Source organism: Massilia sp. CF038 (assembly GCF_900129765.1).
In the GTDB taxonomy this organism is placed as follows: domain Bacteria; phylum Pseudomonadota; class Gammaproteobacteria; order Burkholderiales; family Burkholderiaceae_D; genus Telluria_A.
Map to the genome: position 1 here is coordinate 114,345 of NZ_FQWU01000002.1, position 22,712 is coordinate 137,056.

A 22,712-nucleotide genomic window follows, 5' to 3' on the forward strand; every position below is an offset into this window, starting at 1 on the left:
TTACCTATATACTGTGTAAATGTAAAGACGGCTTGCCCCGACACCACATTTGATCGTCAACTGCCATTTTTGGAGTAATTCTGAACACTGAAACGCTGCGTATATCGCCAGACATCGCGCTTGTTCCTGTCTCACTCAGCCATGCCAACGCCTTGTCCACCCTGGTCCAAGAGAATCAAGCGCATCTGAAGACCTACATGCCCCGGCTTTGCACCTTGAACACGCCGGAAGCAGCCCAACACCACCTTCGCCAAGCGATCGACAGTGCCGCAAAAGACGAATTATGCGAATGGCATATTTTTTCTGGCGACCAGCTCTGTGGCGCTGTCCGCATCCACCAATTTGAACCGCACAACCGCAAAGCCGCCATCGCCTACTACATCGGCGCAGGCCAGCAGGGTGGCGGACTGGCGACCAAGTCGGCACGCGCCGTACTGGCTTACTGCTTCCGGCGGCTGGACCTGAACCGGATCGAACTGCGCTGCGCGGCCGACAACCTGGCCAGCCAGCGCGTGGCAAAGCGGCTTGGCTTCACCTGGGAAGGCATGCTGCGCCAGGCCGAACTCAATAACGGTGTGTTCATCGACCACTTCATCTACAGCCTGTTGCGCCAGGACGCCAACGCCCTGCTTCAATCGGCGTGAGGATGGTGCTTCATCGCGTGCGCCAGCACCGCCATCAGATGCGCACTGCGGGCCGGATCGGGCGCATACCCTAGCGTGCCGTACTGCAGGTATTGGGCAAGCTGCTGCAGCGCCTCGGGATGTTCGCGCTCGGCCGCGCGTTCGAGCCAGCCGCGCGCCTGCGCCTCGTCTCTGGCGCACCCCTCCCCTGCGGCCAGCATGTAATGGAGCGTGAACATGGCCTCGGGATGGCCTGCTTCGGCCGCCGATGCAATCAGCGCGCAAGCCTTGACAGGATCGCGCGCCACGCCAATGCCCTGCCGCGTCATGCGTCCAAGATCAAACCGCGCCGCGGCAGACCCTGTGGCCGCTGCCGCGCGCACGGCGGGGAGATCACCCGGCTCCAGCGGCCGCGCCACGGCCTGGCTCAGCGCCAGGCCAAGCAAGGCGGCGGAAATCCAGCCGGCTTTCACTTGGACAGATCGATCTGATACAGAGAAAAGCCCTTGCCCTGGCCGTCATCGGCGCGCAGCAGCGAGACGTTGTCCAGTCCCGCGTCGCGCGCCAGTGGCAGCACATCCGGTGCCGAGCGAAACACCACTGGTCCAGCGGTGCGCACTTTGGCAAAGCGCCAGGTGCGCTGACGGCCAAACGCCTCGCGCGTGAGCGACTTGGTCTTGCGAATGTAGGCGATCAGCACATCGCGGTTGGTATCCGGCGCCGCAATGACAGTCTTGCTGCCATCGAGGCCAGGGAAATTGCCGCCACCACTGGCGCGGTAATTATTAGTGGCGACCAGGAAGGCAGCGTCGTCCCGCACAGGCTTGCCACGATAAGCCAGGTGAGTGATGCGTTCGCCCACGGGGCGGGTCAGGTCGATCTCGAAACTGATGTCGCTCGATGTGGGCATATCAAAGTTGAAGGCCGGGTAGGACGGGTTGATCAGTTCCTGGGCTTCGCTTTTGGCCGGATCGATGGTGTTGAAGCGGGTGGCGGAGCGTTCCAGCCAGGCTTTTAACTGCGCGCCATCGACCTTGACCGCATACAGCGTATTCGGATACAGATACAAGCCCGCCGCGTTATTGAGCGCCATTGGTCCCGCCGCCACATCGGTAAAGTCGGCGGCGCCGGCAAAGCCGGTCTTGAAAGGCGACGCCATTGACAGCACCGGCAGCCTGGCATACTTGGGCAGCCCTGCCTTGACGGCGCGGCGCACATAATCGGCCTGCGCGGCATTCACCACGGCCAGGGCGGAAACGTCGCCCACCTCTGCAAAGTACGACGACATCCGGAATTTGGTCTCGCCCACGGGCGTTTTGACGTACGCGATGGTTGCCTCATGTTCTTGCGCGACCAGCGCCGCGATGGAGGCATCCGCTGCCACATACGTTTTATCATCGAGCTTTGCCGCGCGCGCCTCGACAGTGGTCCGGCTCTTGTCGACGACCCAGCGTTCGCCATCGTGCGTGAGGTGCAAACCAATCACGCCCAGGTGTTTGCCGAACATATTCGCCATCACCGTCGGCACGCCATTCACCAGGCCCTTGGCTTTGTCCACACCGGGTAAATTGAATTGGGCCGTTTTGCTGGCGGCGTTGGGGAACACGTCGTGCGAGTGGCCGATCAGCATCGCGTCAATGCCTGGCACCTTGGCCAGATGCCAGTTCCCGTTTTCCATGGTGGGTGAATAGGCGCTGTCATCGAGCCCGCCGTGCGAAATGGCGACGATCAAATCGGCGCCCTTGGCCCGCATCTCGGGAATGAATTTGTTCGCGCTTTCGCGCAAACCTTCGGTATAGACCTTGCCGTCCAGCCAGCGCTTGTCCCAGGCCAGGATGGTGGGCGGCGTAAAGCCGATGATGCCGACTTTGAGTGTCATGGTGGCCGGCTTGCCATCGGCGCCGGTCACGGCGATCTGCTTGTCGATGATGCGGTAAGGCGCAAACAGGGGCTGTTTCGATTTGATGCTGTATACGTTTGACAGCACCTGCGGGAAGCTCGGTCCGGCGCAGCGCGGCTTGGTTGGATCGACGCCGGCGACATCGAAGCGATTACCCGTCACCTGCGACAAATAGGCCAGGCCGTAATTGAATTCGTGGTTGCCGATGCCGCCGCCGTCAAAGCCCAGCGCGTTCATGGCTTTATAGACCGCCAGGGTCTTGTCGCAGCCAAGCGGCTTGACCAGCGCCTCGTAGTCGGCCAATGCCGTGCCCTGAATGGTGTCGCCATTGTCAAACAGCAGATTGTTCGGGTACTGCTTGCGCGCCTCGGCGATCAAGGTGGCGGTTCGGTCCAGACCCAGCGACGGGTCGGGCGCGAGGCGGAAGTAGTCGTAGCCGAGGACATTCGAGTGGACGTCGGTGGTTTCGAGCAGGGCCACCACGGCGGTGGAACCTGGGGTGACCGCACTGGCTTGGGCGCACAGCAGCGCAGCGAGGGAAATGCAAAATTGATAACGCATAGTCAGGGATGTGAGATTCGGTGCGCTGATCATATCCCAGGTCAGCACTCCCCACTACATCGTCCTCGCGAAGGCGGCGGTGCGACGCCTCGCGACCCATGGCAAGTTAAGCAACTTCGGGGACATGCTATAGGTCCCCGCCTTCGCGAGGACGATGTTTCAGGGGCACGGGCCATCCTTCAAACCCCGCACTCTCACTCCAGCGCCGCTGGGGTATAATCGAAGGTTCGATTTAACCAATTCAAGAAGACCGGAACGCCATGGAAGCCGAACGCATCAACGCACTGTCCGCCCTGCTCAACGACCTGACCGAACGTCAGGCCGAACTTCGGAGGTATCTTTGACTTCGATAAAAAGTCAGAGAAGCTCGAACAGGTCAACGAAGAACTAGAAGATCCAACCGTCTGGAACGATCCGAAGCGCGCACAAGATCTCGGCAAAGAGAAAAAAGCGCTGGAAGCGGTCGTCCACACCCTGATCAAGGCCGCCAACGACCTGACCGACGCCAACGACCTGTTTGCCATGGCGCGCGAAGAAAACGATGGCGACACGCTCGAAGCGGTCGTGGCCGACGCCGACACCATCAAGGGCGTCATCGAAGGCATGGAATTCCGCCGCATGTTCAGCGGCCAGCTCGACGCCAACAACTGCTTCATCGACATCCAGGCTGGCGCCGGCGGTACCGAAGCCCAGGACTGGGCCTCGATGCTGCTGCGTCAGTATGTGCGCTACTGCGAACGCAAGGGCTTCAAGGTCGATATCATGGAACAGTCCGACGGCGAGGTTGCCGGCATCAAGACCGCGACCCTGAAGGTCGAAGGCGAATACGCCTATGGCCACCTGCGCACTGAAACCGGCGTACACCGCCTGGTGCGCAAGTCGCCGTTCGACTCGGCCAACGGCCGCCACACTTCGTTCACCAGCCTGTTCGTGTACCCGGAAGTGGACGACTCGATCGAGATCGACGTCAATCCTGCCGACATCCGCGTCGACACCTACCGCGCGTCCGGCGCCGGTGGTCAGCACATCAACAAGACCGATTCCGCAGTGCGCATGACGCACGCGCCGACCGGGATTGTGGTCCAGTGCCAGAACGACCGCAGCCAGCACCGCAACCGCGCCGAAGCGATGGAAATGCTCAAGGCCAAGCTGTACGAGCACGAACTGCGCAAGCGCATGAGCGAGCAGCAGAAGCTGGAAGACTCCAAGACCGACGTGGGCTGGGGCCACCAGATCCGCTCCTATGTGCTGGACCAGTCGCGCATCAAGGACTTGCGTACCAACTTCGAGACCGGCAATACCAAGGGCGTGCTGGACGGCGACCTGGACGACTTCATCTCGGCCTCGCTGAAGCAAGGTGTGTAAGCGATGACCAAGCGCGCATTCATCTTTGACATGGACGGCACGATCGTCGACAACATGTCCTTTCACACGGCATCCTGGATCACGTTCTTCCAGCGCCGCGGCAAGGCGATTGATGCCGACGAATTCTTTCGCACCACCGCAGGCCGCCAGGGCAAGGAGATCATCCGTTCGCATCTCGGCGACGAGCTGCCGGACGAAGAAGTCCATGCCCTGAACCTGGAAAAGGAATCGGTCTACCGCGAGCTGTACGAACCGCACCGCAAAACGGTGGACGGTTTCGACGACTTGGTTGCACAAGCCAAGCTGCGCGGCGTGGCGCTGGCCGTGGCCACGGCCGCGCCCAACGCAAACATCACGTTCACGCTGGACGGGCTGGACCTGCGCCGCCATTTCGACCATGTCGTCGGTGCCGCCGATGTTGCGCGCGGCAAGCCGCATCCAGACGTATTCCTGCTGGCGGCCGAACGCTGCGGCGTCGCGCCCGAGCATTGCATCGTGTTTGAAGACGCGCCGCTGGGCGTGGAAGCGGCGCGTCGCGCAGGCATGCGCTGCGTGGTGCTGACGACCACCCTGCCCGCCACCGCCTTTGCCGAATTCGACAACGTGATTCATATCGCCAGCGATTTTTCGCAGCTGACGATCGACGAACTGTTCCCTGCATAACCCAACAAAAACCGAACGACACCCATCATGACTACGGATAACCTAGACCAAGCCGCTGCTCCAGCCGACGAAAACAAGATCATCGCCGAGCGCCGCGTCAAACTCGCTGCCATCCGCGAAAAAGGCATCGCTTTCCCGAACGACTTCCGCCCGCAGCACAAGGCGGCCGATCTGGTGGCGCAATATGGCGAGAAAACGCGCGAGGAACTCGAAGAGAACGTCGTGTCGGTGGTCATGGCTGGCCGCATGATGCTGCACCGCGAAGCGGGCAAAAAAGCGGTGTTTGCGGTGCTGCAGGATTCGTCCGGCCCGCGCGCCGACGGCCGCATCCAGATTTACGTCACGCTCGACGCCACCGGCGAAGCGGCCATGGAAGCGTTGCGCACCTACGACCTGGGCGACATTCTGGGTGTCGAAGGCACGCTGTTCAAGACCAAGACCGGCGAACTGACCGTCAAGGTCGCGCAACTGCGCCTGATCACCAAGTCGCTGCGTCCGCTGCCAGACAAATTCCACGGCTTGGCCGACCAGGAGACCAAGTACCGCCAGCGCTATGTCGACATGATCATGAGCGAAGAGACGCGCCGCACCTTCAAGGCCCGTACCGCCGCCATGTCTTCGATCCGCCGCTTCATGGAAAAGCACGACTTCATGGAAGTGGAAACGCCGATGCTGCATACCATTCCTGGTGGCGCCGCGGCCAAACCTTTCATCACCCACCACAACGCGCTGGACATGGAAATGTTCCTGCGTATCGCTCCCGAGCTGTACCTCAAGCGCCTGGTGGTGGGCGGCTTTGACCGCGTGTTCGAAGTGAACCGCAATTTCCGCAACGAGGGTGTCTCGCCGCGCCACAATCCGGAATTCACCATGATGGAGTTCTATGCGGCCTACACCGACTACCAGTGGATCATGAACTTTACCGAAGAAGTCATTCGCCAGGCCGCAGTCGATGCGCACGGCACCGCAGTGCTGACCTATGGCGGGCGCGAGCTGGACTTGTCCAAGCCATTCCACCGCATGACCATCGTCCAGGCGATCAACAAGTTCGCGCCGCATTACACCCATGAACAGCTGCACGACATGGCTTTCCTGACGGCTGAACTGCTCAAGTTCGGCGTCAAGCCATTCTCGACTTCCGGCCTGGGCGCACTGCAGCTGTCGCTGTTCGAAGAAACCGCCGAAGCGCAGCTGTGGGAGCCGACCTTCATCATCGACTACCCGGCCGAAGTGTCGCCACTGGCGCGCGCCTCTGATACCACCGCCGGCATCACCGAACGCTTCGAACTGTTCATGGTGGGCCGCGAAATCGCCAACGGCTTCTCGGAGCTGAACGACGCCGAAGACCAGTCAGCCCGCTTCCTGGCGCAGGTTGCAGCCAAAGACGCAGGCGACGAAGAAGCCATGTTCTACGACGCCGACTACATCCGTGCGCTGGAATACGGCATGCCACCAGCCGGCGGTTGCGGCATCGGCATCGACCGCCTGATGATGTTGATCACCGACTCGCCAAACATCCGCGACGTGATCCTCTTCCCGCACTTGCGCCGCGAAGAGTAAGATAAAAGGGCTCCTGAGGGAGCCCTTTTTTTTGTATCGCATATTGACAGGGACCGCATGAAAAACTTACTGGCCAGCGCACTGATTTTCTCCGCACTGAGCGCACTGCTGCCCGCGGCCCTTGCGGCCCCGGCCACCGCCACGGAGGACCGGGAACGTATTCTGCAAATCGTCGACAGCTATCGCAACGCCATCATCAAGAAGGACCGTGACACCTTTCTCAAGCTGTTTTTCGGCGGCGCAGTACCTTTTATTGGCGTGACCACCGACCAGAGCCTCGAATGGGAAAACGCCAACAAGCGCAACGCCAGCGCACCGGATGGCGCCAAGCTGTACACCTCAAGCAATCCAAAAAAATTCATCGACGGGATCGTCAACAACCCACTGCCCGTCGAACAGACGAACGACAAGGTCAAGATCGACACTGACGGCGATGTGGCCCAGGTCTGGTTCGACTACACCTTCATCGAGAACGGCTACAAGTCCAACTGGGGCAAGCAATCCTGGCAAATGGTGCGCGACAAGGACGGCTGGAAGATCAACGCGGTCATCTGGTCGATGGAGTTCAATCCCGCAGCCCCACCCCAGCGGTCACGAAAATAACCGGTCTTTAGACCGCGTCCTCTAACGAACGCACTAGGGCGCGCGCTAGACTGTTGTCTCCGATGCAATACCACGAACAAGGTAAAGGGGACCGCATGACCGAGTACATTCGCTACCACGACGCGCTGGAGCAAAAGCAGGAAAACGAAGACGCCATCATTGACGCCGTGGTCGCCTCCATGATGCGGGTGAATGAACGCGTGTTCGACAAGCACCGCCACGCCACGCGCGATGCCCATGCCAAGAGCCACGGTGTGCTGGTGGGCGAAGTGACCATCTACGACCAACTGCCTGCGCATCTGGCCCAGGGTGTGTTTGCGCGCCCCGCCACCTACCCCGTGGTACTGCGCCTGTCGACCGCGCCTGGCGATGTACACAGCGACAAAGTGCCCTCCCCGCGCGGCATGGCAATCAAAATGCTGGGCGTGCAGGGCCACCAGTTTCTACCTGAACGGCAGCAGGCCAGCACGCAGGACCTGCTACTGGTGAACCATCCCGTCATCGCCTTTGGACACGCCGCAGCCTACCTGCAAACCCAGAAGCTGCTGGAAAAGCACATGGACGATTCGGACACCACCAAGCGCATTTTTGCGGCGCTGGCGCGCGGCGGCAGCAAGGCGCTGCACGCCTTTGGTATCGAAAACCCGACCATCGATACTGTCGGCGCGCCCAACACCCACATCCTGGGCGAGACCTTCTTCAGCATGGCGGCAGTGCGCTATGGCGACTACGTGGCCAAGCTGTGCGCCGCGCCGCTGTCGGCCAACGTACGCGCACTGACAGGTCAGCTTATCGACAACGACGCCGGCGACTCCGCCCTGCGTGATCTGGTGGTCGACTTCTTCCGCCACCAGGGCGCCGAGTACGAGCTGCGCGCGCAGCTGTGCACGGGCACCGACAAGATGCCGATTGAAGACGCATCCATCGACTGGCCGCAGGATCTGTCGCCGTATCAGCCAGTGGCGCGCCTGACGATCCCGCCGCAAGAGGCATACAGCCCGGCGCGGCGCGTGTTCGCTGACGACATTCTGTCATTCAACCCGTGGCACTGCATAGACGAACACCGACCGCTGGGGTCGATCATGCGGGCGCGCATCAAGGCCTACGAGGCTTCATCGGTATTCCGGCACCACATGAACGCCCAGCCGCGCATTGAAATTGACGACATCAGCCAGGTACCACGCTGACGCCAGTTACAGCGCCGGCATCTTGCCAAAGCCGATGGCAAGACGGTTCCAGCCGTTGATGGTGGAGATCAGCACGGTCAGATCCACCATTTCCTGTGCGCTGAAGTGTGCCTTGAGCGCCTCGAAATCGGCGTCGTGCGGGTGCTGCTGTGCGATGCCCGTCATCTGCTCGGTCCATGCCAGGGCCGCGCGTTCGCGTTCGGTAAAAAATGGTGTATCGCGCCACACGCTCACCGCATACAGACGGCGCTCAGTCTCGCCATCCTTGCGTGCATCTGCCGCATGCATGTCGACACAGAAGGCGCAGCCGTTCAACTGCGAGCTGCGCAAGCGCACCAGTTCGGCCAGGGGCTTCTCGATGCTCGACTCCGCGAGATAGGTCTCAAGTGCCATCCATGCCTTGATGGCTTTCGGCGAGGCGGTATAAAAATTGAGGCGTTCCATGATGCGTCCTTTTTCAAAGTGGTTTACAGTTTGCTTTTATTCGTCTTACATGGATTAGACGAAACGGCCGCTCCTCTTGTGACAGCCAAGGCAAAAAACAATGAAAAATACTTCGACAAGTGCGCTGACCGAGTTTCAACGCATGCGCCCGCGCATGTTCGGCATTGCCTACCGCATGCTCGGGTCGCGCGCCGATGCCGACGACATGGTGCAGGAAGCCTGGCTGCGCTGGAGCGGCGGCGAAGCCCCGCCCAATCTGGCCAGCGTCGATGCCTGGCTGGTCACCATCGTCACCCGGCTGTGCATCGACCGTCTGCGTGGCTTGAAGCAGGAACGCGAAGATTACATCGGCCCGTGGCTGCCGGAGCCGCTGATCACCCACGAAGCCGACTCCCCTGAAATGCGGCTGGAACTGCTCGGTGATGTATCGACCGCCTTTATGCTGATGCTCGAGCGGCTAGGACCAGAAGAACGCGCAGTCTTCCTGCTGCATGACGTATTTGACTTTGATTATGTGGACATTGCCGCCATCATGGGCAAGAACGAAGCGGCCTGCCGCCAGCTGCTGCACCGCGCGCGCGAACGGGCCCAGACCGACAAACAGCGTTTTGCGGTAGACCCTGCGGTGCATCTGGATGTGCTGGGCCGCTTTGCCCAGGCCATGCGTAGTGGCGACCGCGCCCTGATGGCCAGCCTGTTCACGGGCGACGCCATCTTCTCCGGCGACGGTGGGGGCAAGGTGCTGGCGACGATGCGCGTGGTGGTGGGTGCGGATAAAATTGCGCGCTTCTACGCCAGTTTTGCCGAACGCCACCCGCAGATCGCCTTTGAAAGCGCGACCATCAATGGCTTGCCGGGATTGCTGGGCACAGTCAACGGCAAGGCCGACACCGTGATGTCGTTTGCCTTCGAGGGTGCGCGCATCAGCGCCATCTACATCGTACGCAATCCCGACAAGCTAGCGCTTGCCGGGACCGCGTTCGCATAAGGCTTACTGGATCACCTTGTAGCAAGGCGTATAGGTTTTACCAGGCAGCTTCATGCGGCTTTGCGCCACGAACGATGACAGCAGTGCGTCCATCGGCCCCATCACGGCCGGATCGCCGTGGATTTCGAAGTGACCGAATTTTTCGATGGCGCGAATGCCCTCGTCCTTGACGTTACCGGCCACCACACCCGAGAACGCGCGCCGCAAGTTGGCAGCGAGCAGATGCTTCTCCTGATTCTTGTGCAGGCTCAGGTTGCGCATGTTTTCGTGGGTGGGCTTGAACGGGCGCTGGAATTCTTCGTCGATCTTGAGCAGCCAGTTGAAATAATACGCATCGCTGCGCGACTTGCGGAATTCGCGCACCTGCTTGATCCCCTGCTGCATCTCGCGCGCCACCATTTCGGGATCGTCGATGATGATCTTGTAGCGCTTTTGCGCTTCCTCGCCCAGGGTATCGGCGATAAACTGATTAATCTGGATGAAGTAATCGCGCGCTGTTTCAGGGCCCGTGAAAATCAGCGGATACGGCATGTCGGCGTTATCCGGATGGAGCAGGATGCCCAGGATGTAGAGAATCTCCTCGGCCGTGCCTGCGCCGCCCGGGAACACGATAATCCCGTGACCGGTGCGGACAAACGCTTCCAGGCGCTTTTCGATATCGGGCATGATGACCAGATCATTGACAATCGGGTTGGGCGACTCCGCCGCAATAATGCCCGGCTCGGAAATGCCCAGATAGCGCCCGCGCGCCAGGCGTTGCTTGGCATGGCCAATGGTGGCGCCCTTCATTGGTCCCTTCATTGCGCCCGGGCCGCAACCGGTACAAATATCCAGGTCGCGCAAGCCCATCTGGTAGCCCACTTCCTTCGAATAGTTATATTCGACCCGGTTAATCGAGTGGCCGCCCCAGCACACCACCAGATTCGGGTTGCGCTGCGGCTGCAGCACGTTCGCATTGCGCAGAATATGGAAGACCGAATCGGTGATGCCTTCGGTGCGCGTCATGTCGAACTTGGGGTTGTCATTGACTTCGCTGCTGATGAACACAATGTCACGCAACACGGCAAACAGGTGCTCGTGGATGCCCTTGATCATCTTGCCATCGACAAAAGCGATCGCAGGTGCGCCTTTTATTTCCAATTTGATGCCGCGTTCGCGCTGAACGATGCTGATTTCAAACGATTTGTAGCGTTCCAGCAGCTCCTTGCCATCATCGATGGAGCTGCCGCAGTTAAGCACGGCAAGCGCGCAGTTACGGAAAATCTGGTACAGGCCGCCCTGGCTGGTGTCGAGGAGTTTGAAGACTTCCGCTTTGGAGAGTACTTCCAGCTGGCCTTCCGGGGAAATCAGGGTATCGACAACGTCGTGTTCCATAGTGCGCATTCCTTGTGTGGTTCCTAAAGTTCAATCTAGTCTGCAATGCCAATATACGACAAGTCAAGACAGTGCGTGGCGGAGTTTATATTGTGCATGTGACAGCGCATTTACACGCGCATCTAGCACACTTTGCAAAAAGTGGCTGGGCATGACCGATTTACATTAGAATGCAGCCCTATTGGAGCGCCGGGGCCACAAGTTCTGGTCTTCATAATAACAATCCATCCCCATAACCATAATCCAGGAGATACCGGATGAGCGGTACCACTTCAACACCGAACAAGGAAGTCGTCATTCCCGAGTTTAAGCAGATCATGGGGCACCCTAGCCCCCTGTGGATGCTGTTCATGACCGAATTCTGGGAGCGATTCGCTTTCTACGGCATTCGTTGGGCGCTCGTCCTGTACATCGTGACCCAGTTCTACGGCGGTAATTCAGCTGGCGAGCAATCCGCCAACCTGACTTACGGTTCCTACCTCGCGCTGGTGTATGCCGGCGCCGTCTTCGGCGGTTATGTGGCCGACCGCGTCATCGGCTACCAGCGCTCGATTCTGATCGGCGCCATTTTCATGGCCGCCGGCCTGTTCATGATCACTGTACCCAATGAAGACATCTTCAAGCTGGGCCTGGCGACGATCATCGTGGGTAACGGCCTGTTCAAACCGAACATTTCGACCATGGTCGGCAAGCTGTATGCATTGAACGACACCCGTCGCGATTCCGGCTTCACCATTTTCTACATGGGTATCAATTCGGGCGCATTTCTGGCCCCGATCTTCACCCAGATTTTGGCTCAGAAAGTCTTCAACGTCGGCGACACCCCGGCCTACAAGGTCGTGTTCTTCGCAGCCGGCATCGGTATGCTGATCAGCCTGGTGTGGTTCTACATCGGCCGCGCCAGCCTGAAAGGCATTGGCGCGCCGGAAGGCGAAGCCAAGAACCCGATGCGCATGGTCATGGTTGTCATCGGCGGCCTGCTGGTCATTCCGGTCATGTATTTCCTGCTCAAGGCAGGCGCCGGCAATTTGCAGATCGTGCTGACGATCCTGTTCCTGATCCTGGCCGCGATGCTGATGGTCGAAGGCATCAAAGAAGGCGCGGTGTCACGCGACAAGACGATCGCCATGATGATCATCTTCGCCTTCAACATCCTGTTCTGGATGTTCTTCGAACAGGCAGGCAGCTCGTTCACCTTCCTGGCCGAAAAAGTGGTCGACCGTACCGGCGCGCTGGGCATGGATGTGTTCCCGACCGCCTGGTTCCAGAGCGTGAACTCGGTCGCCATCATCGCCTGCGCACCGATCATCGCCTGGGTGTGGGTTGCCATGGGCAAAAGGAACGTGAATCCTTCGATTCCACGCAAATTCGGCCTGGGCATCCTGTTCAACGGCCTCGCTTTCGGCCTGCTGATGTACGCCCTGACGTTCCTGGTTGACCCAACCATCAACAAGATCCCGTTCTGGACCCTGTTCGCTGTGTATTGGATCCAGTCGATCGGCGAGCTGTGCCTGTCGCCTATCGGCCTGTCGATGGTCACCAAGCTGGCCCCGACCCGTCTGGTTGGCCTGGGCATGGGTGGCTGGTTCCTGTCTACCGGTATCGGCAACAACCTGTCGGGCATCTTTGCCAGCCATGTGTCGGGCGACTCCGGCATGTCGATCGGCTCCGCTTTGTCCGGCTACACCTTCGGCTTCTGGTCGCTGATGATTGGCGGCGTGATCCTGTTCCTGCTGGCACCGTTGATCCAAAAACTGATGCACGGCGTTAAGTAACATCCGACGCAACAAAACGAACGGCGGCCGCTTGGCCGCCGTTTTTACATCCTGGGTGCAGACCCCGTTGCCCCCGGGGTCAGACCTCATTTCTGGAATTGTTTTTTAATCGGGGTCAGACCTCAAATTTGCAAGGGAATGGCCCATCATTTGTTCCATGGCCGTGCAATAGTCGTCAAAAAATGCCCGCGATTTTCAAACATTCGTGTTTTCCCGTGAATACGGTCCGATTCATCACAGATACAGCGCCTTTTCCGTTGCAAAATCGAGGTCTGTCCCCGTTTAAACGTTGCAAAATCGAGGTCTGACCCCGATTAAAAAACAATTGCAGAATTGAGGTCTGACCCCGATTAAAAAACAATTGCAGAATGGGGGCTAAGCGCCTTAGTTGAGGGTGCGGCTCATTTCGTTCATTTCGGCAACTAGCCAGGCGCGGAAGCGTTGGACTTTTGGCATGTCTTGCTTGCGCGGGTTGACCAGGAAACGGTAGCCGCTGCCGAACGGGGCGCTGCGGCAGTTGATCTTGCGTAGCGAGCCTTTCAGGATGTCCTGGGCGGCGATGCCGTAAGCGACCAGGGCGATTCCTTGCCCAGCCACCGCCGCTTGCGCCAGCACGCCCCAGTGGCTGTAGCCTCGGGAGAAGTCGTATTTACCCTTCAGGGCCTTGTTTTCGTTCAGCAGCTTGAGCCAGGATTCGGGCGTCTTTTCATACAGCAGCGGAAAATTCGGCAGGTCCGCCAGCGTCAGCTCGCTTTGCCCTGGCGCCAGCAGGTCGGGGCTGTAGACGGCAATCAGCCGCTCGTGGAACAGGATGTCGGGGTCGCCATCGCTCACCGGGCCGTACCGTACGGCCACGTCGGTGGTGTCGTCGTCCAGGTTGACCGGGGCGTCGTTCGAGTCAAGCCGGATGTCCAGCTCCGGGTACAGCTTGGTGAATCGATGCATGCGCGGTACCAGCCACTTGATGGCAAACGAGTGGGTGGTCGAAATACGCAAGATGGCTTCTTCGTCCCCACCCTGCAAGGCGCCGACCTTGGCACTGAGTTCGCCCAGCAGCCGCCCCACCGTGATCGCCAGTTCCTGCCCTTTGGCCGTCAGCGTCACGTGCCGCGGGTGCCGGATGAAGAGCGCAAAGCCCACCGATTCTTCCAGGTGCTTGACTTGCTGGCTGATCGCCGCCGGTGTCTTGTGCAGCTCTTGCGCGGCCAGCTTGAAGCTGCCCCAGCGCGCTGCACATTCGAAGTCCAGCAGCCCGGATAGACTGCGAAGATGTTTCAAGGAAACTCCAAGGCTAAGTTATTCTTATTCAAAGCGTCAATATTTCTCGGTTGTTGAATCTTTCTGCTGAGCAGAAAATATACTCGATCAGACAAGGAAATGCTATGCGCAAGAATATATTGGTTATCGGGGGAACGCGGTATTTTGGCAAGCTGCTGGTGCAGCGTTTGCTGGCAGCCGGTCATCAGGTCACCATCGCCACCCGCGGCCACGCTCCAGACCCGTTTGGCGAGCGCATTTCCCGCATCCGGGTCGACCGCCGCAATGAACGCGCCATGCTGGCCGCCTTCCGCGACGCGCCGCCCTATGACATCGTGTACGACCAGATGTGCTATTCGCCGCTCGACGCGGCCATTGCGGTACGTGTCTTTGCCGGCCGCGCCAAGCGCTATATCGTCGCCTCCACCATTGAGGTGTACCGCTCCCTGCTCGGTCAGCAGGACCGTCCCTTCGCGGAAGCAGATCTGAATGTGCTGGCGCAACCCATCGACACCCAATATCCATGGCACGACCCGCGCCTTGCAACCCAGAGCTATGTGATGGGCAAGGTACAGGCCGAGGCTTATTTATACCGGGACGGGTCGCTGCCACTGGTCACAGTGCGCATCGGCCATGTCCTGGCCGGTTCGGAGGACTTTACCGGCCGCCTGGCGCATTATGTGGACCTGGCGCGCCAGTACGGCGCCCTGCGCTACGCCAGCGCTGCCGCTGCCACCTCGTTCATGAGCGCGCAGATCATCAGCGATTTTCTGGTGTGGACAGGTACGCGCGACTTTACCGGCCCCGTGAATGCGGCTTGCGAGGGCGGCCTGTCGGCCTTCGATCTGTACCAGCGCGTGGGCCAGGTGCTCGATACGCCCGTGCGCGCAATCCCGGCGACGGAAGCCGCCGCCCCCGGTCAGCTCAGTCCTTTTGATTACCCTGCCCCGTTTGTGATGGACATGAGCCGCGCCAGATCGCTCGGCTACCAGTTCGGTCACAGAGACGATTTCATCGACGATCTGATTCGCCAGCACGATCTGGCTTTCGTCTGACCCCCGGGCAGCCGGCGTTAAAAAAGCGGAAGGTGCCAACAGCACCTTCCGCTTTTTTTTGGGGCAGCTTGCGCCAGCCCGTCCGCCCACGCCTGTTATGGCGCTTTCTTCTCGCGTGCCACCCAGTACAGCAGCAGCATCAGGGCAGCATAAGGAATCAGCGACAGCAGATCGGAACTGGCGCCGGCAAAGAACGGGTTGGCCGCTTCCGCCCACTTGGTCATCATGGTGTCGAAGTCGGTCAGCACACCTGCGGTGATGGCGATGATGATGCCGGCCAGCGCACCGCCGGCGATGTAGCCCGATGCCAGCAGCACGCCCGAGCTGCGGTCGCCTGCCTGCTGCTGCTCTTCTTCGGTCATGGCCGCGTTATGCGCCAGCTTGTTGTTGCGGCGGTCGACCAGCCAGCGAATGGCGCCACCGACGGCGATTGGCGCAGTCGACACCAGCGGCAGGTACACGCCCACCGAGAACGCCAGCGCCTGCACGCCGGCCATTTCCAGCACCACAGCGATCATCACGCCCAGCAGCACCAGCGTCCAAGGCAGTTGCTGATCGAGGATGCCCTTGATGATGTACGACATCAGCACCGCTTTCGGCGCATCGTATTTCTTCACTTCCGAACCATCCGGACGCTTTGTATGGGTGCCGTTGATGCCCGGGTCGACCAGGTAGGCCAGCGAACCATCGTCGGCGACCAGATATTTACCCGACGGGCCACCAACGGTGTCGGTCTTTTGCCAGACTTTGTAGGTCTTGCTGTCGCTGGCGGCCTGCGGGCCTTGCAGCTGGGCCGTCACGGTCAGCCTGGAGGCATCGACTTTCAAGCCTGGCGCAACCTGCGCCGCCGGTACGTACACGGTGCTGGCGTCGTTCAGCTTGAGCAGGATCGGTCCGAGAATCAGTGCCGACGCCAATGCGCCACCCAGAATCGCGTACTGCTGCAGACGCGGCGTCGCGCCGATCAGGTAGCCGGTCTTCAAGTCCTGCGAGGTAGTGCCCGCGTTACTGGCCGCGATGCAGACAATGGCGCCCACCGACAGCGCCGTCACGTAGTACTGGCCGCCGGTCCAGCCCATCAGAAGGAAGATCAGACAGGTAAACAGCAGTGTGGCCACGGCCATGCCTGAAATGGGGTTGGATGAGGAACCGACTTCGCCTGTCAGGCGCGAGGACACCGTGGAGAACAGGAAGCCGAATACCAGAATCAACAGCGCGCCCAGGAAGTTCATGTGCAGCGGCGTGGCCAGAGAGATCACGGCGATGATGCCCAGGCAGCCAATCAGTACCCATTTGAGGGGAATATCGCGGTCGGTGCGCAGCGATTCGTCGGCCACGCTGCCTTTGCCAATGCCAGACAGACCGGCTTTCAGGCCGTTCCAGATGGTGGGCATGGCACGCGCCAGGCTGATCAAGCCACCAGCTGCAACGGCGCCGGCGCCGATGTACAGCACATAAGCGCTGCGAATGTCGTTGGCGGTCATGTCGCGAATGAGCATGGTGCCCGGCGAGACAGGTACCGTCAGCAAATCGCCGAAGAATTTGATCATCGGGATCAGCAGCAGGTACGACAACACCCCGCCCGCAGCCATGGTCATGGCAATGCGCGGGCCGATGATGTAGCCCACGCCCAGCAGTTCGGGCGAGATCTCGGCGCCGACCGAACCGGCTTTCAGGGGCGCGCCAAATTCGAAATTGGCGGTGTCCTTCCAGCCCTTGAACGAGATGTTGGCCACCTTGTACAGCAGGCCAACGGCAAAGCCGCCAAAGATGATCATGGCGCGCCGCTTGGCGTCACGCGCCGCGTCCGAGCCTTCGACCCGGCTTTCGCCCGCCGCCTCGCGCGAGGTTTCGGTCGCTGCGCACTTGAGCACTTCAGCACACGCGGTGCCTTCCGGGTATTTTAGTTCCTTGTGCTGGTCCACGATCATGGTGCGACGCATGGGAATCATCATCAAAATGCCCAGCAGGCCGCCCAGCACGCCCACCAGCATGACGCGCGAGATCTCCAGGTCGAAGCCCAGAATCATAATCGCCGGCATGGTCACGCCCAGGCCGAAGGCAATCGATTCGCCGGCCGAACCGGCAGTCTGGGTGATGCTGTTTTCCAGGATGGTCGAATCCTTGCCGCCGACTTTTTTGGCCAGGCCGAACAAGGTAATGGCAATCACGGCCACCGGGATCGATGCGCTCACGGTCAGGCCCACCTTCAGCACCAGGTACAGCGAGGAGGCACCAAACACCATCCCCAGCAGGATGCCCATGATCAGGGCGCGCGGCGTCATTTCAGGCAGGTTTGCCGATGCCGGAATATACGGCTTGAAGCCGCCCGGCGTGGATTCTTGTGACATGGAAGATAGATCCTAACTCTGGAAACGCGTGACGCTCGCGAGGGACGCCGCTGATTGAAAGGAAAGCAAAATCGTTGGATTATAATCTCCCGCGAGTGGCCGTCAACACCCTAATCGGCCTGACAACAGCGAGTACCGTTTTGACAACATCAGGCAGAATTCTCTTGCGCCGGCCGCGTGGCCGCATTTTAATCACCCTCCTTCTGCTGTTGGTCTTTGTTGCGCTGCTGGGCGCCGGTGGCGCTGCTGGGTATTTCTACCTGGTGGTCGCACCGAATGTGCCGTCGATCGGCGCCGTGACGGACTACCGCCCCAAGATCCCGCTGCGGATCTATACGTCCGACGACGTGCTGATCGGTGAATTCGGCGAGGAGCATCGCGACTTTGTCGCCGTCAAGGCCGTGCCGGACATGCTGAAAAAGTCGATCCTGGCGATCGAGGACACGCGCTTTTACGAGCATGGCGGCATCGACTGGATCCGCGCCGTGGGTGCGGCGCGCGCCAATTTGCGCGGCGGCCTGCGCCAGGGCGCGTCCACCATCACGATGCAGGTGGCGCGTAATTTCTTCCTGTCGCGCGATAAAAAATTTAGCCGCAAGATCAATGAAGTCGCGCTGGCCTACAAGATCGAACAAGCCTTGTCCAAAGACCAGATCCTCGAGCTGTACCTGAACCAGATCTTCATGGGGCGCCGCTCGTATGGTTTCAGCAGCGCCGCGCGCGCCTACTTTGGCAAGGACCTGGCCGAGCTGACCATTGCCGAAACGGCCATGCTGGCCGGGATTCCCAAGGACCCGGTGCGCAACAACCCGGCCGTCAATCCGCACCGCGCCAAGCAGCGCCAGGAAGTGGTACTGCAGCGCATGCGCGAGCTGGCGTACATCACCGAGGCGCAGTTTGAAGAAGCCCGCAAGGAACCCATGCGCATTGCCAGCGTGCGTCAGGAATTTGGCACCCACGCTGAATATGTGGCAGAACTGGTTCGCCTGCAGGTGCTGGCGCAATTCAAGGACGACGCCTATACCCGAGGCCTGGTGGTCATCACCACCATCGGCAAGGCCGAGCAGGATGCCGCCTATGACTCGGTGCGCCGCAATGTGCTGGCCTACGACCAGCGCCATGGCTACCGCGGCCCGGAAGCCTTCATCAATCTGCCCAGCGGGGCCGAGGAACGGGAAGACGCCATCAACGAGGCCCTACGCGCCCGCCCTGTAAGTGACGGCCTGCTGCCCGTCATCGTGACGGCTGTTTCGCCGCGCCAGGTAACGGTCGAAAATCTGAATGGTGACCGGATCGACGTCAGTGGTCCCGGCCTGCGCCTGGTTGGCGCCGCCCTGGCCGACAGTGCCAAACCAGCGCTGCGCCTGCGCCCGGGCGCGGTTGTGCGCATCACCCAGGAAGACAAGGGCTGGGCCATCGTCCAGGTGCCGCAGGTTGCTGCGGGCTTTGTAGCGATCGACGCCAAAACCGGCGCCTACCACGCGATGGTTGGTGGCTTTGACTTCAATCTGCAAAAATACAATCACGTGACGCAGGCACTGCGCCAGCCGGGTTCCTCGATGAAGCCGTTTATCTATTCGTCGGCGATCGAGCGCGGTTACTCCCCCGGCACGCCGATTCTGGATGAGCCACTTGAGTTCCCCAGAGGTGGCGCCAACGGCGGCACCTGGGCCCCGCAAAACGATGACGGCAAATACGATGGCCAGGTCAGCATGCGCCAGGCCCTGACCCATTCCAAGAACGTGCCATCGGTGCGCCTGCTGCGCGCGGTCAGCGTGGGCTATGCCCATGCCTTCCTGGGCAAATTCGGCTTCACTCCCGAGCGCCAGCCCAAGAACCTGACGCTGGCCCTCGGCACCGGCGCCGTCACCCCGCTGCAAATGGCAGGCGCCTACGCGGTGTTTGCCAATGGCGGCTACCAGGTCCGGCCCTACCTGATCGCAGCCATCCGCGACGCCGGCGGCAAGACGCTGTGGGCCAGCGGCCCGCCCAAGGCACCCGCCGAGAGCACACGCGTGCTCGATCAGCGTAACGCGTTCATGGTCGACAGCATGCTGCGCGACGTCACGCGCTTCGGCACTGGCGCGGCTTCGTCACAGCGCCTGGGACGCGCCGACCTGGCCGGCAAGACCGGCACCACCACCGATGCGGTGGACGGCTGGTTTGCCGGTTACGCTGCCAACGTGGTTGCCGTGGCGTGGATGGGCTACGACGATCCACGCTCCCTGGGCGGTCGCGAATTTGGCGCCACGCTGGCCATGCCGATCTGGATCGACTACATGAAAGTGGCGCTCGACAAGCAGCCGCAACAGGTGCGCCCAACGCCCGATGGCGTGGTGCGTGTGAACGATGACTGGGTCTACGCCGAATTTGCCGGGGCAAGCAAGACCGTCGATGTCGACCAGTTACCGCCGTTGCCGGACGGCGCGGCCGAGGCGGCTACGGAGCAAAGTCCCGCTGACTAAATAACAAGGGTCTCAAGGCAATACTCATTAACAATATTGCACTTGGCATGTTAGGATAGCGCCTACGCGGTTGCCCACACGCCGCGGCCGTCACGCCAGGAGCCGCCTTGTACGTTTGGAAACCACTCTCACCATCGCAACCGGAGCATCTCGCCCTTGGCATTGCCTTCGGCATGACCGATATCGGCAAAGTCCGCGTTTCCAATGAAGATAATTTTCTGATCGATTGCCAGCTGGGTCTGGTCGCCGTGGCGGACGGCATGGGCGGTCACGAAGCAGGTGAAGTTGCCAGTTCCGACGCCTTGTTGTCGCTTTCTCACTACATTCGAACGCTCGACGATCACGCCAACCCCTTGGACTTTGGCGCCAGCACCTTTGATGCCGCTGCCGCCGATCCCCTGGGCGAGTGGAGCGCCGAGAACACGGTCACCATGACTGCGCTGCACGACGCGGTCGAGTTCGCCAACCAGCGCATGTTCCATCTGAACATGGAAAATCAGCATGCCGAAGGCGCCGGCATGGGCACCACCCTGACCGGCTTCTGGCAGCCCGACCCAAGCGGCCCCCTGTTTGTCTTTCATGTGGGCGACACCCGTTTGTACCGCCTGCGCGCCGGCCGCCTGAACCAGCTGACGCGCGACCAGACCATGTACCAGCACGCAATTGAGCTGGGGATTCGCCACAATCTGCCGGGCCGCAATTTATTACTTCAAGCGCTGGGACCGTCAGCTGTCATCCGGCCCGAACTTCAGGTCCGCAACACCGCGCCCGGCGACATTTACATGCTGTGCAGTGACGGCTTGCATGGCGCCACCGCCCATGACGACATGGCGGACATTCTCACCGAAGCGGGCCCCGCGGGGCTGGGCGAGGCCTGCAGCAAACTGATCGATCTGGCCAAGCAAGGCGGCAGCCGCGACAACATCACCGTGGTGCTGCTGCACTGCCACTAAACATGCATCGCCTCGTATGATCGAATTTTTCGATGATAGGAGTGGAAATTTTCCGTTTCCGCTAGTTCAATGATTCGGCGCATAATTTACTTCTGCCCTCTCTTCATTCACCTACAACGATCGGAACCATGATGAACAAATTCAGCGCCTTCCTGCTTGCCGCGAGCTTTTCCCTGTCCGCCTTTGCCGCACCTGACACCTTTGTGATCGACAATTCGCATACCCTGCCGCGCTTCGAATACAGCCATTTTGGTTTTTCGAATCAGGTCAGCCGCTTCGACAAGACCAGTGGCACCATTGTGCTGGACCGCGCCGCCAAGAGCGGTTCCGTTGATGTGACGATCGATACCACTTCGGTCAACACCGGTTTCCCGCTGTTCAACGGCCACATCCAGGGTGAAGACTTCCTCGACACCAAGAAATTCCCGACCATCACCTTTAAATCGAGCAAGCTGAACTTCAAGGGCGACACCCTGGCCAGCGTGGACGGCAACTTGACCATCAAGGGTGTGAGCAAGCCAGTGACGCTGGAAGTGACGTCCTTCATGTGCATGCCGCACCCCATGCTGAAAAAAGAAGCGTGTGGCGCCAACGCCGTTACCAAAATCAAGCGCAGCGAATTTAATGCTGGCAAATATGCGCCGCACGTGGGCGACGAAGTGACCCTGACCATTCCGGTCGAAGCCGTCAAGCAGTAAGCAAGACGCGCTGCCTCGTGCCGCTAGCGCACGGGGCGCACGCCGCGTTTGCAGGCGCTGTCAAAGGCGCTGAGAAATTCAAACGCGCTGCCAAAGCGCTGGGCCCGGTCGCGCGCCAGGGCCTGGCTGATCAAGGCATCAAAACTGCTGCCCAGTCCGGGTGACACGGCCGACGGTGCGGCCTGGGATGCATCGCGCAGTTGCGGCATCGACGTGGCGGCGCGCCCTTCAAATGGCGCCGCCCCGGTCAGAATCTGGTACAGCACGGCGCCCGCGGCAAACAGATCGGCGCGGACATCCAGCGGCTCGCCACGTAATTGTTCGGGTGCCATATTACCCAGCGCACTCTGTGGCGGCATGCCTGGCTCGCCCTGGCGCCGCGCATGGGTGAAATTCGCCAGGTGCAAATCCCCTTCTTCGTCAAGCAAGAGATTCTCGCTGCGCAGGTCGGCGTGGATCACGCCATTGGCATGCACGTGCACCAGGGCAAGCAGCAATTGACGGAAATTGGCCAGCGTGAGGCGATGGCCTTGACCGTGGACGTAGCCACTGGCAAGCCATAACACGCCATCGGCTTCGGCACATTCGTACATACGAACAATGTTGGGATGGTTAAATCCCGCAGCAAGTTGCACTGCATGCAGTATCCGCGCACGGATCAAAATTTCCTTCGGCCGCGCCAGCTTGAGCGCGACCTGTTCCCGGGTCGGCCCTTCGCCTGCGCTGGCCAGCCAGGTACGCGAGCGCGCACGATCACCCAAAAGGGAAATCAAGGTGTACGGCCCCACTCGCTCAGGTTTTTTCATTGGCGGGATATTAATATTCAATGTCACAATGATACTTGTTGTGTCCGCTTATTTGTATTCCTTCTCAGCTTAAATCCGAACTTT

General features: G+C 60.3%; 19 protein-coding genes. 12 read left to right on the forward strand and 7 right to left on the reverse strand.

All coding sequences use genetic code 11. The features are described from left to right. The first annotated feature begins 113 nt into the window (after positions 1-113). Positions 114-644: a GNAT family N-acetyltransferase gene (locus BUC24_RS10570; protein WP_267873483.1), complete on the forward strand. Its 531-nt coding sequence runs from the start codon at positions 114-116 to the stop codon at positions 642-644. Here BUC24_RS10570 and BUC24_RS10575 read toward each other — a convergent pair. Then, positions 632-1,096 carry a tetratricopeptide repeat protein gene (locus BUC24_RS10575; RefSeq protein ID WP_073215383.1) on the reverse strand — a complete coding sequence of 155 codons (465 nt, stop codon included), beginning with the start codon at positions 1,094-1,096 and terminating at the stop codon, positions 632-634. The two genes, BUC24_RS10570 and BUC24_RS10575, sit on opposite strands and share 13 nt — an antisense overlap. Further along, positions 1,093-3,084: a bifunctional 2',3'-cyclic-nucleotide 2'-phosphodiesterase/3'-nucleotidase gene (locus BUC24_RS10580; protein WP_073215388.1), complete on the reverse strand. Its 1,992-nt coding sequence runs from the start codon at positions 3,082-3,084 to the stop codon at positions 1,093-1,095. The genes BUC24_RS10575 and BUC24_RS10580 overlap by 4 nt, the downstream gene beginning before the upstream one ends. A gap of 260 nt (positions 3,085-3,344) precedes the next feature. Between BUC24_RS10580 and prfB the strand changes: the two genes are divergently transcribed. From prfB to BUC24_RS10610, 5 genes are all read left to right on the forward strand, one after another. Beyond that, positions 3,345-4,449 (forward strand): peptide chain release factor 2 gene (prfB, locus tag BUC24_RS10590; RefSeq protein ID WP_143167486.1). Its coding sequence is split into 2 segments (ribosomal slippage): positions 3,345-3,425 and positions 3,427-4,449, totalling 1,104 coding nucleotides; the frame shifts between segments, so codons are not numbered across the junction. A gap of 3 nt (positions 4,450-4,452) precedes the next feature. Next, positions 4,453-5,112, forward strand: coding sequence for an HAD family hydrolase (locus tag BUC24_RS10595; RefSeq protein ID WP_073215398.1), 660 nt, complete (start codon positions 4,453-4,455; stop codon positions 5,110-5,112). 27 nt (positions 5,113-5,139) lie between these two features. Further along, entirely contained in the window at positions 5,140-6,672 is a 1,533-nt protein-coding gene (lysS, locus tag BUC24_RS10600) for a lysine--tRNA ligase (RefSeq protein WP_073215401.1), read from the forward strand. Between the two features lie 57 nt (positions 6,673-6,729). Beyond that, positions 6,730-7,275, forward strand: a complete 546-nt coding sequence (locus BUC24_RS10605) for a nuclear transport factor 2 family protein (protein ID WP_073215403.1) — start codon at positions 6,730-6,732, stop codon at positions 7,273-7,275. A gap of 95 nt (positions 7,276-7,370) precedes the next feature. Continuing rightward, positions 7,371-8,462, forward strand: a complete 1,092-nt coding sequence (locus BUC24_RS10610) for a catalase family protein (RefSeq protein WP_073215406.1) — start codon at positions 7,371-7,373, stop codon at positions 8,460-8,462. 6 nt (positions 8,463-8,468) lie between these two features. Here BUC24_RS10610 and BUC24_RS10615 read toward each other — a convergent pair whose 3' ends face one another. After that, positions 8,469-8,909 (reverse strand): carboxymuconolactone decarboxylase family protein, encoded by a 441-nt coding sequence (locus BUC24_RS10615; RefSeq protein WP_143167487.1) that lies wholly within the window; start codon positions 8,907-8,909, stop codon positions 8,469-8,471. Positions 8,910-9,006: 97 nt separating this feature from the next. On the opposite strand from BUC24_RS10615, the gene sigJ reads away from it, so the two are divergent. Continuing rightward, a complete protein-coding gene (gene sigJ / locus BUC24_RS10620; RefSeq protein WP_073215412.1) occupies positions 9,007-9,894 on the forward strand; it encodes an RNA polymerase sigma factor SigJ in 888 nt (295 codons plus the stop codon). Between the two features lie 3 nt (positions 9,895-9,897). Here sigJ and ppnN read toward each other — a convergent pair whose 3' ends face one another. Beyond that, a complete protein-coding gene (ppnN, locus tag BUC24_RS10625; protein WP_073215415.1) occupies positions 9,898-11,268 on the reverse strand; it encodes a nucleotide 5'-monophosphate nucleosidase PpnN in 1,371 nt (456 codons plus the stop codon). Between the two features lie 257 nt (positions 11,269-11,525). On the opposite strand from ppnN, the gene BUC24_RS10630 reads away from it, so the two are divergent. Next, positions 11,526-13,043, forward strand: a complete 1,518-nt coding sequence (locus BUC24_RS10630; RefSeq protein ID WP_073215418.1) for a peptide MFS transporter — start codon at positions 11,526-11,528, stop codon at positions 13,041-13,043. A 384-nt stretch (positions 13,044-13,427) separates the two neighbouring features. On the opposite strand, the gene BUC24_RS10635 is transcribed toward BUC24_RS10630, so the two are convergent. Beyond that, positions 13,428-14,321 (reverse strand): LysR substrate-binding domain-containing protein, encoded by an 894-nt coding sequence (locus BUC24_RS10635; RefSeq protein ID WP_073215420.1) that lies wholly within the window; start codon positions 14,319-14,321, stop codon positions 13,428-13,430. Positions 14,322-14,425: 104 nt separating this feature from the next. Here BUC24_RS10635 and BUC24_RS10640 point away from each other — a divergent pair, with 104 nt between their 5' ends. After that, positions 14,426-15,355, forward strand: coding sequence for an NAD-dependent epimerase/dehydratase family protein (locus BUC24_RS10640; protein ID WP_073215423.1), 930 nt, complete (start codon positions 14,426-14,428; stop codon positions 15,353-15,355). Positions 15,356-15,450: 95 nt separating this feature from the next. Here the strand turns inward: BUC24_RS10640 and BUC24_RS10645 are convergent, their stop codons facing one another. After that, complete coding sequence (locus BUC24_RS10645) at positions 15,451-17,706, reverse strand: OPT family oligopeptide transporter (protein ID WP_073215427.1); 2,256 nt, start codon at positions 17,704-17,706, stop codon at positions 15,451-15,453. A 164-nt stretch (positions 17,707-17,870) separates the two neighbouring features. On the opposite strand from BUC24_RS10645, the gene BUC24_RS10650 reads away from it, so the two are divergent. The 3 genes from BUC24_RS10650 (at position 17,871) to BUC24_RS10660 (ending at position 21,822) form a co-directional block, all read left to right on the forward strand. Further along, positions 17,871-20,171 (forward strand): penicillin-binding protein 1A, encoded by a 2,301-nt coding sequence (locus BUC24_RS10650; protein WP_073215430.1) that lies wholly within the window; start codon positions 17,871-17,873, stop codon positions 20,169-20,171. Positions 20,172-20,278: 107 nt separating this feature from the next. Then, entirely contained in the window at positions 20,279-21,124 is an 846-nt protein-coding gene (locus BUC24_RS10655) for a PP2C family protein-serine/threonine phosphatase (RefSeq protein WP_073215431.1), read from the forward strand. Positions 21,125-21,255: 131 nt separating this feature from the next. Next, the gene (locus tag BUC24_RS10660; RefSeq protein ID WP_073215433.1) at positions 21,256-21,822 is read left to right on the forward strand and encodes a YceI family protein; all 567 of its coding nucleotides are present in this window, start codon (positions 21,256-21,258) and stop codon (positions 21,820-21,822) included. Between the two features lie 23 nt (positions 21,823-21,845). Here the strand turns inward: BUC24_RS10660 and BUC24_RS10665 are convergent, their stop codons facing one another. Further along, positions 21,846-22,595 (reverse strand): serine/threonine-protein kinase, encoded by a 750-nt coding sequence (locus tag BUC24_RS10665; RefSeq protein WP_073215436.1) that lies wholly within the window; start codon positions 22,593-22,595, stop codon positions 21,846-21,848. Positions 22,596-22,712 lie beyond the last annotated feature (117 nt).

What these genes read in the sequence shown, in the direction of transcription:
- BUC24_RS10630 (WP_073215418.1), top strand. Translation starts at nt 11,526, where the DNA reads ATGAGCGGTACCACTTCAACACCGAACAAGGAAGTCGTCATTCCCGAG.
- BUC24_RS10645 (WP_073215427.1), bottom strand. Translation starts at nt 17,706, where the DNA reads ATGTCACAAGAATCCACGCCGGGCGGCTTCAAGCCGTATATTCCGGCA.
- BUC24_RS10660 (WP_073215433.1), top strand. Translation starts at nt 21,256, where the DNA reads ATGAACAAATTCAGCGCCTTCCTGCTTGCCGCGAGCTTTTCCCTGTCC.
- BUC24_RS10640 (WP_073215423.1), top strand. Translation starts at nt 14,426, where the DNA reads ATGCGCAAGAATATATTGGTTATCGGGGGAACGCGGTATTTTGGCAAG.
- ppnN (WP_073215415.1), bottom strand. Translation starts at nt 11,268, where the DNA reads ATGGAACACGACGTTGTCGATACCCTGATTTCCCCGGAAGGCCAGCTG.
- BUC24_RS10605 (WP_073215403.1), top strand. Translation starts at nt 6,730, where the DNA reads ATGAAAAACTTACTGGCCAGCGCACTGATTTTCTCCGCACTGAGCGCA.
- lysS (WP_073215401.1), top strand. Translation starts at nt 5,140, where the DNA reads ATGACTACGGATAACCTAGACCAAGCCGCTGCTCCAGCCGACGAAAAC.
- BUC24_RS10580 (WP_073215388.1), bottom strand. Translation starts at nt 3,084, where the DNA reads ATGCGTTATCAATTTTGCATTTCCCTCGCTGCGCTGCTGTGCGCCCAA.
- sigJ (WP_073215412.1), top strand. Translation starts at nt 9,007, where the DNA reads ATGAAAAATACTTCGACAAGTGCGCTGACCGAGTTTCAACGCATGCGC.
- BUC24_RS10610 (WP_073215406.1), top strand. Translation starts at nt 7,371, where the DNA reads ATGACCGAGTACATTCGCTACCACGACGCGCTGGAGCAAAAGCAGGAA.
- BUC24_RS10595 (WP_073215398.1), top strand. Translation starts at nt 4,453, where the DNA reads ATGACCAAGCGCGCATTCATCTTTGACATGGACGGCACGATCGTCGAC.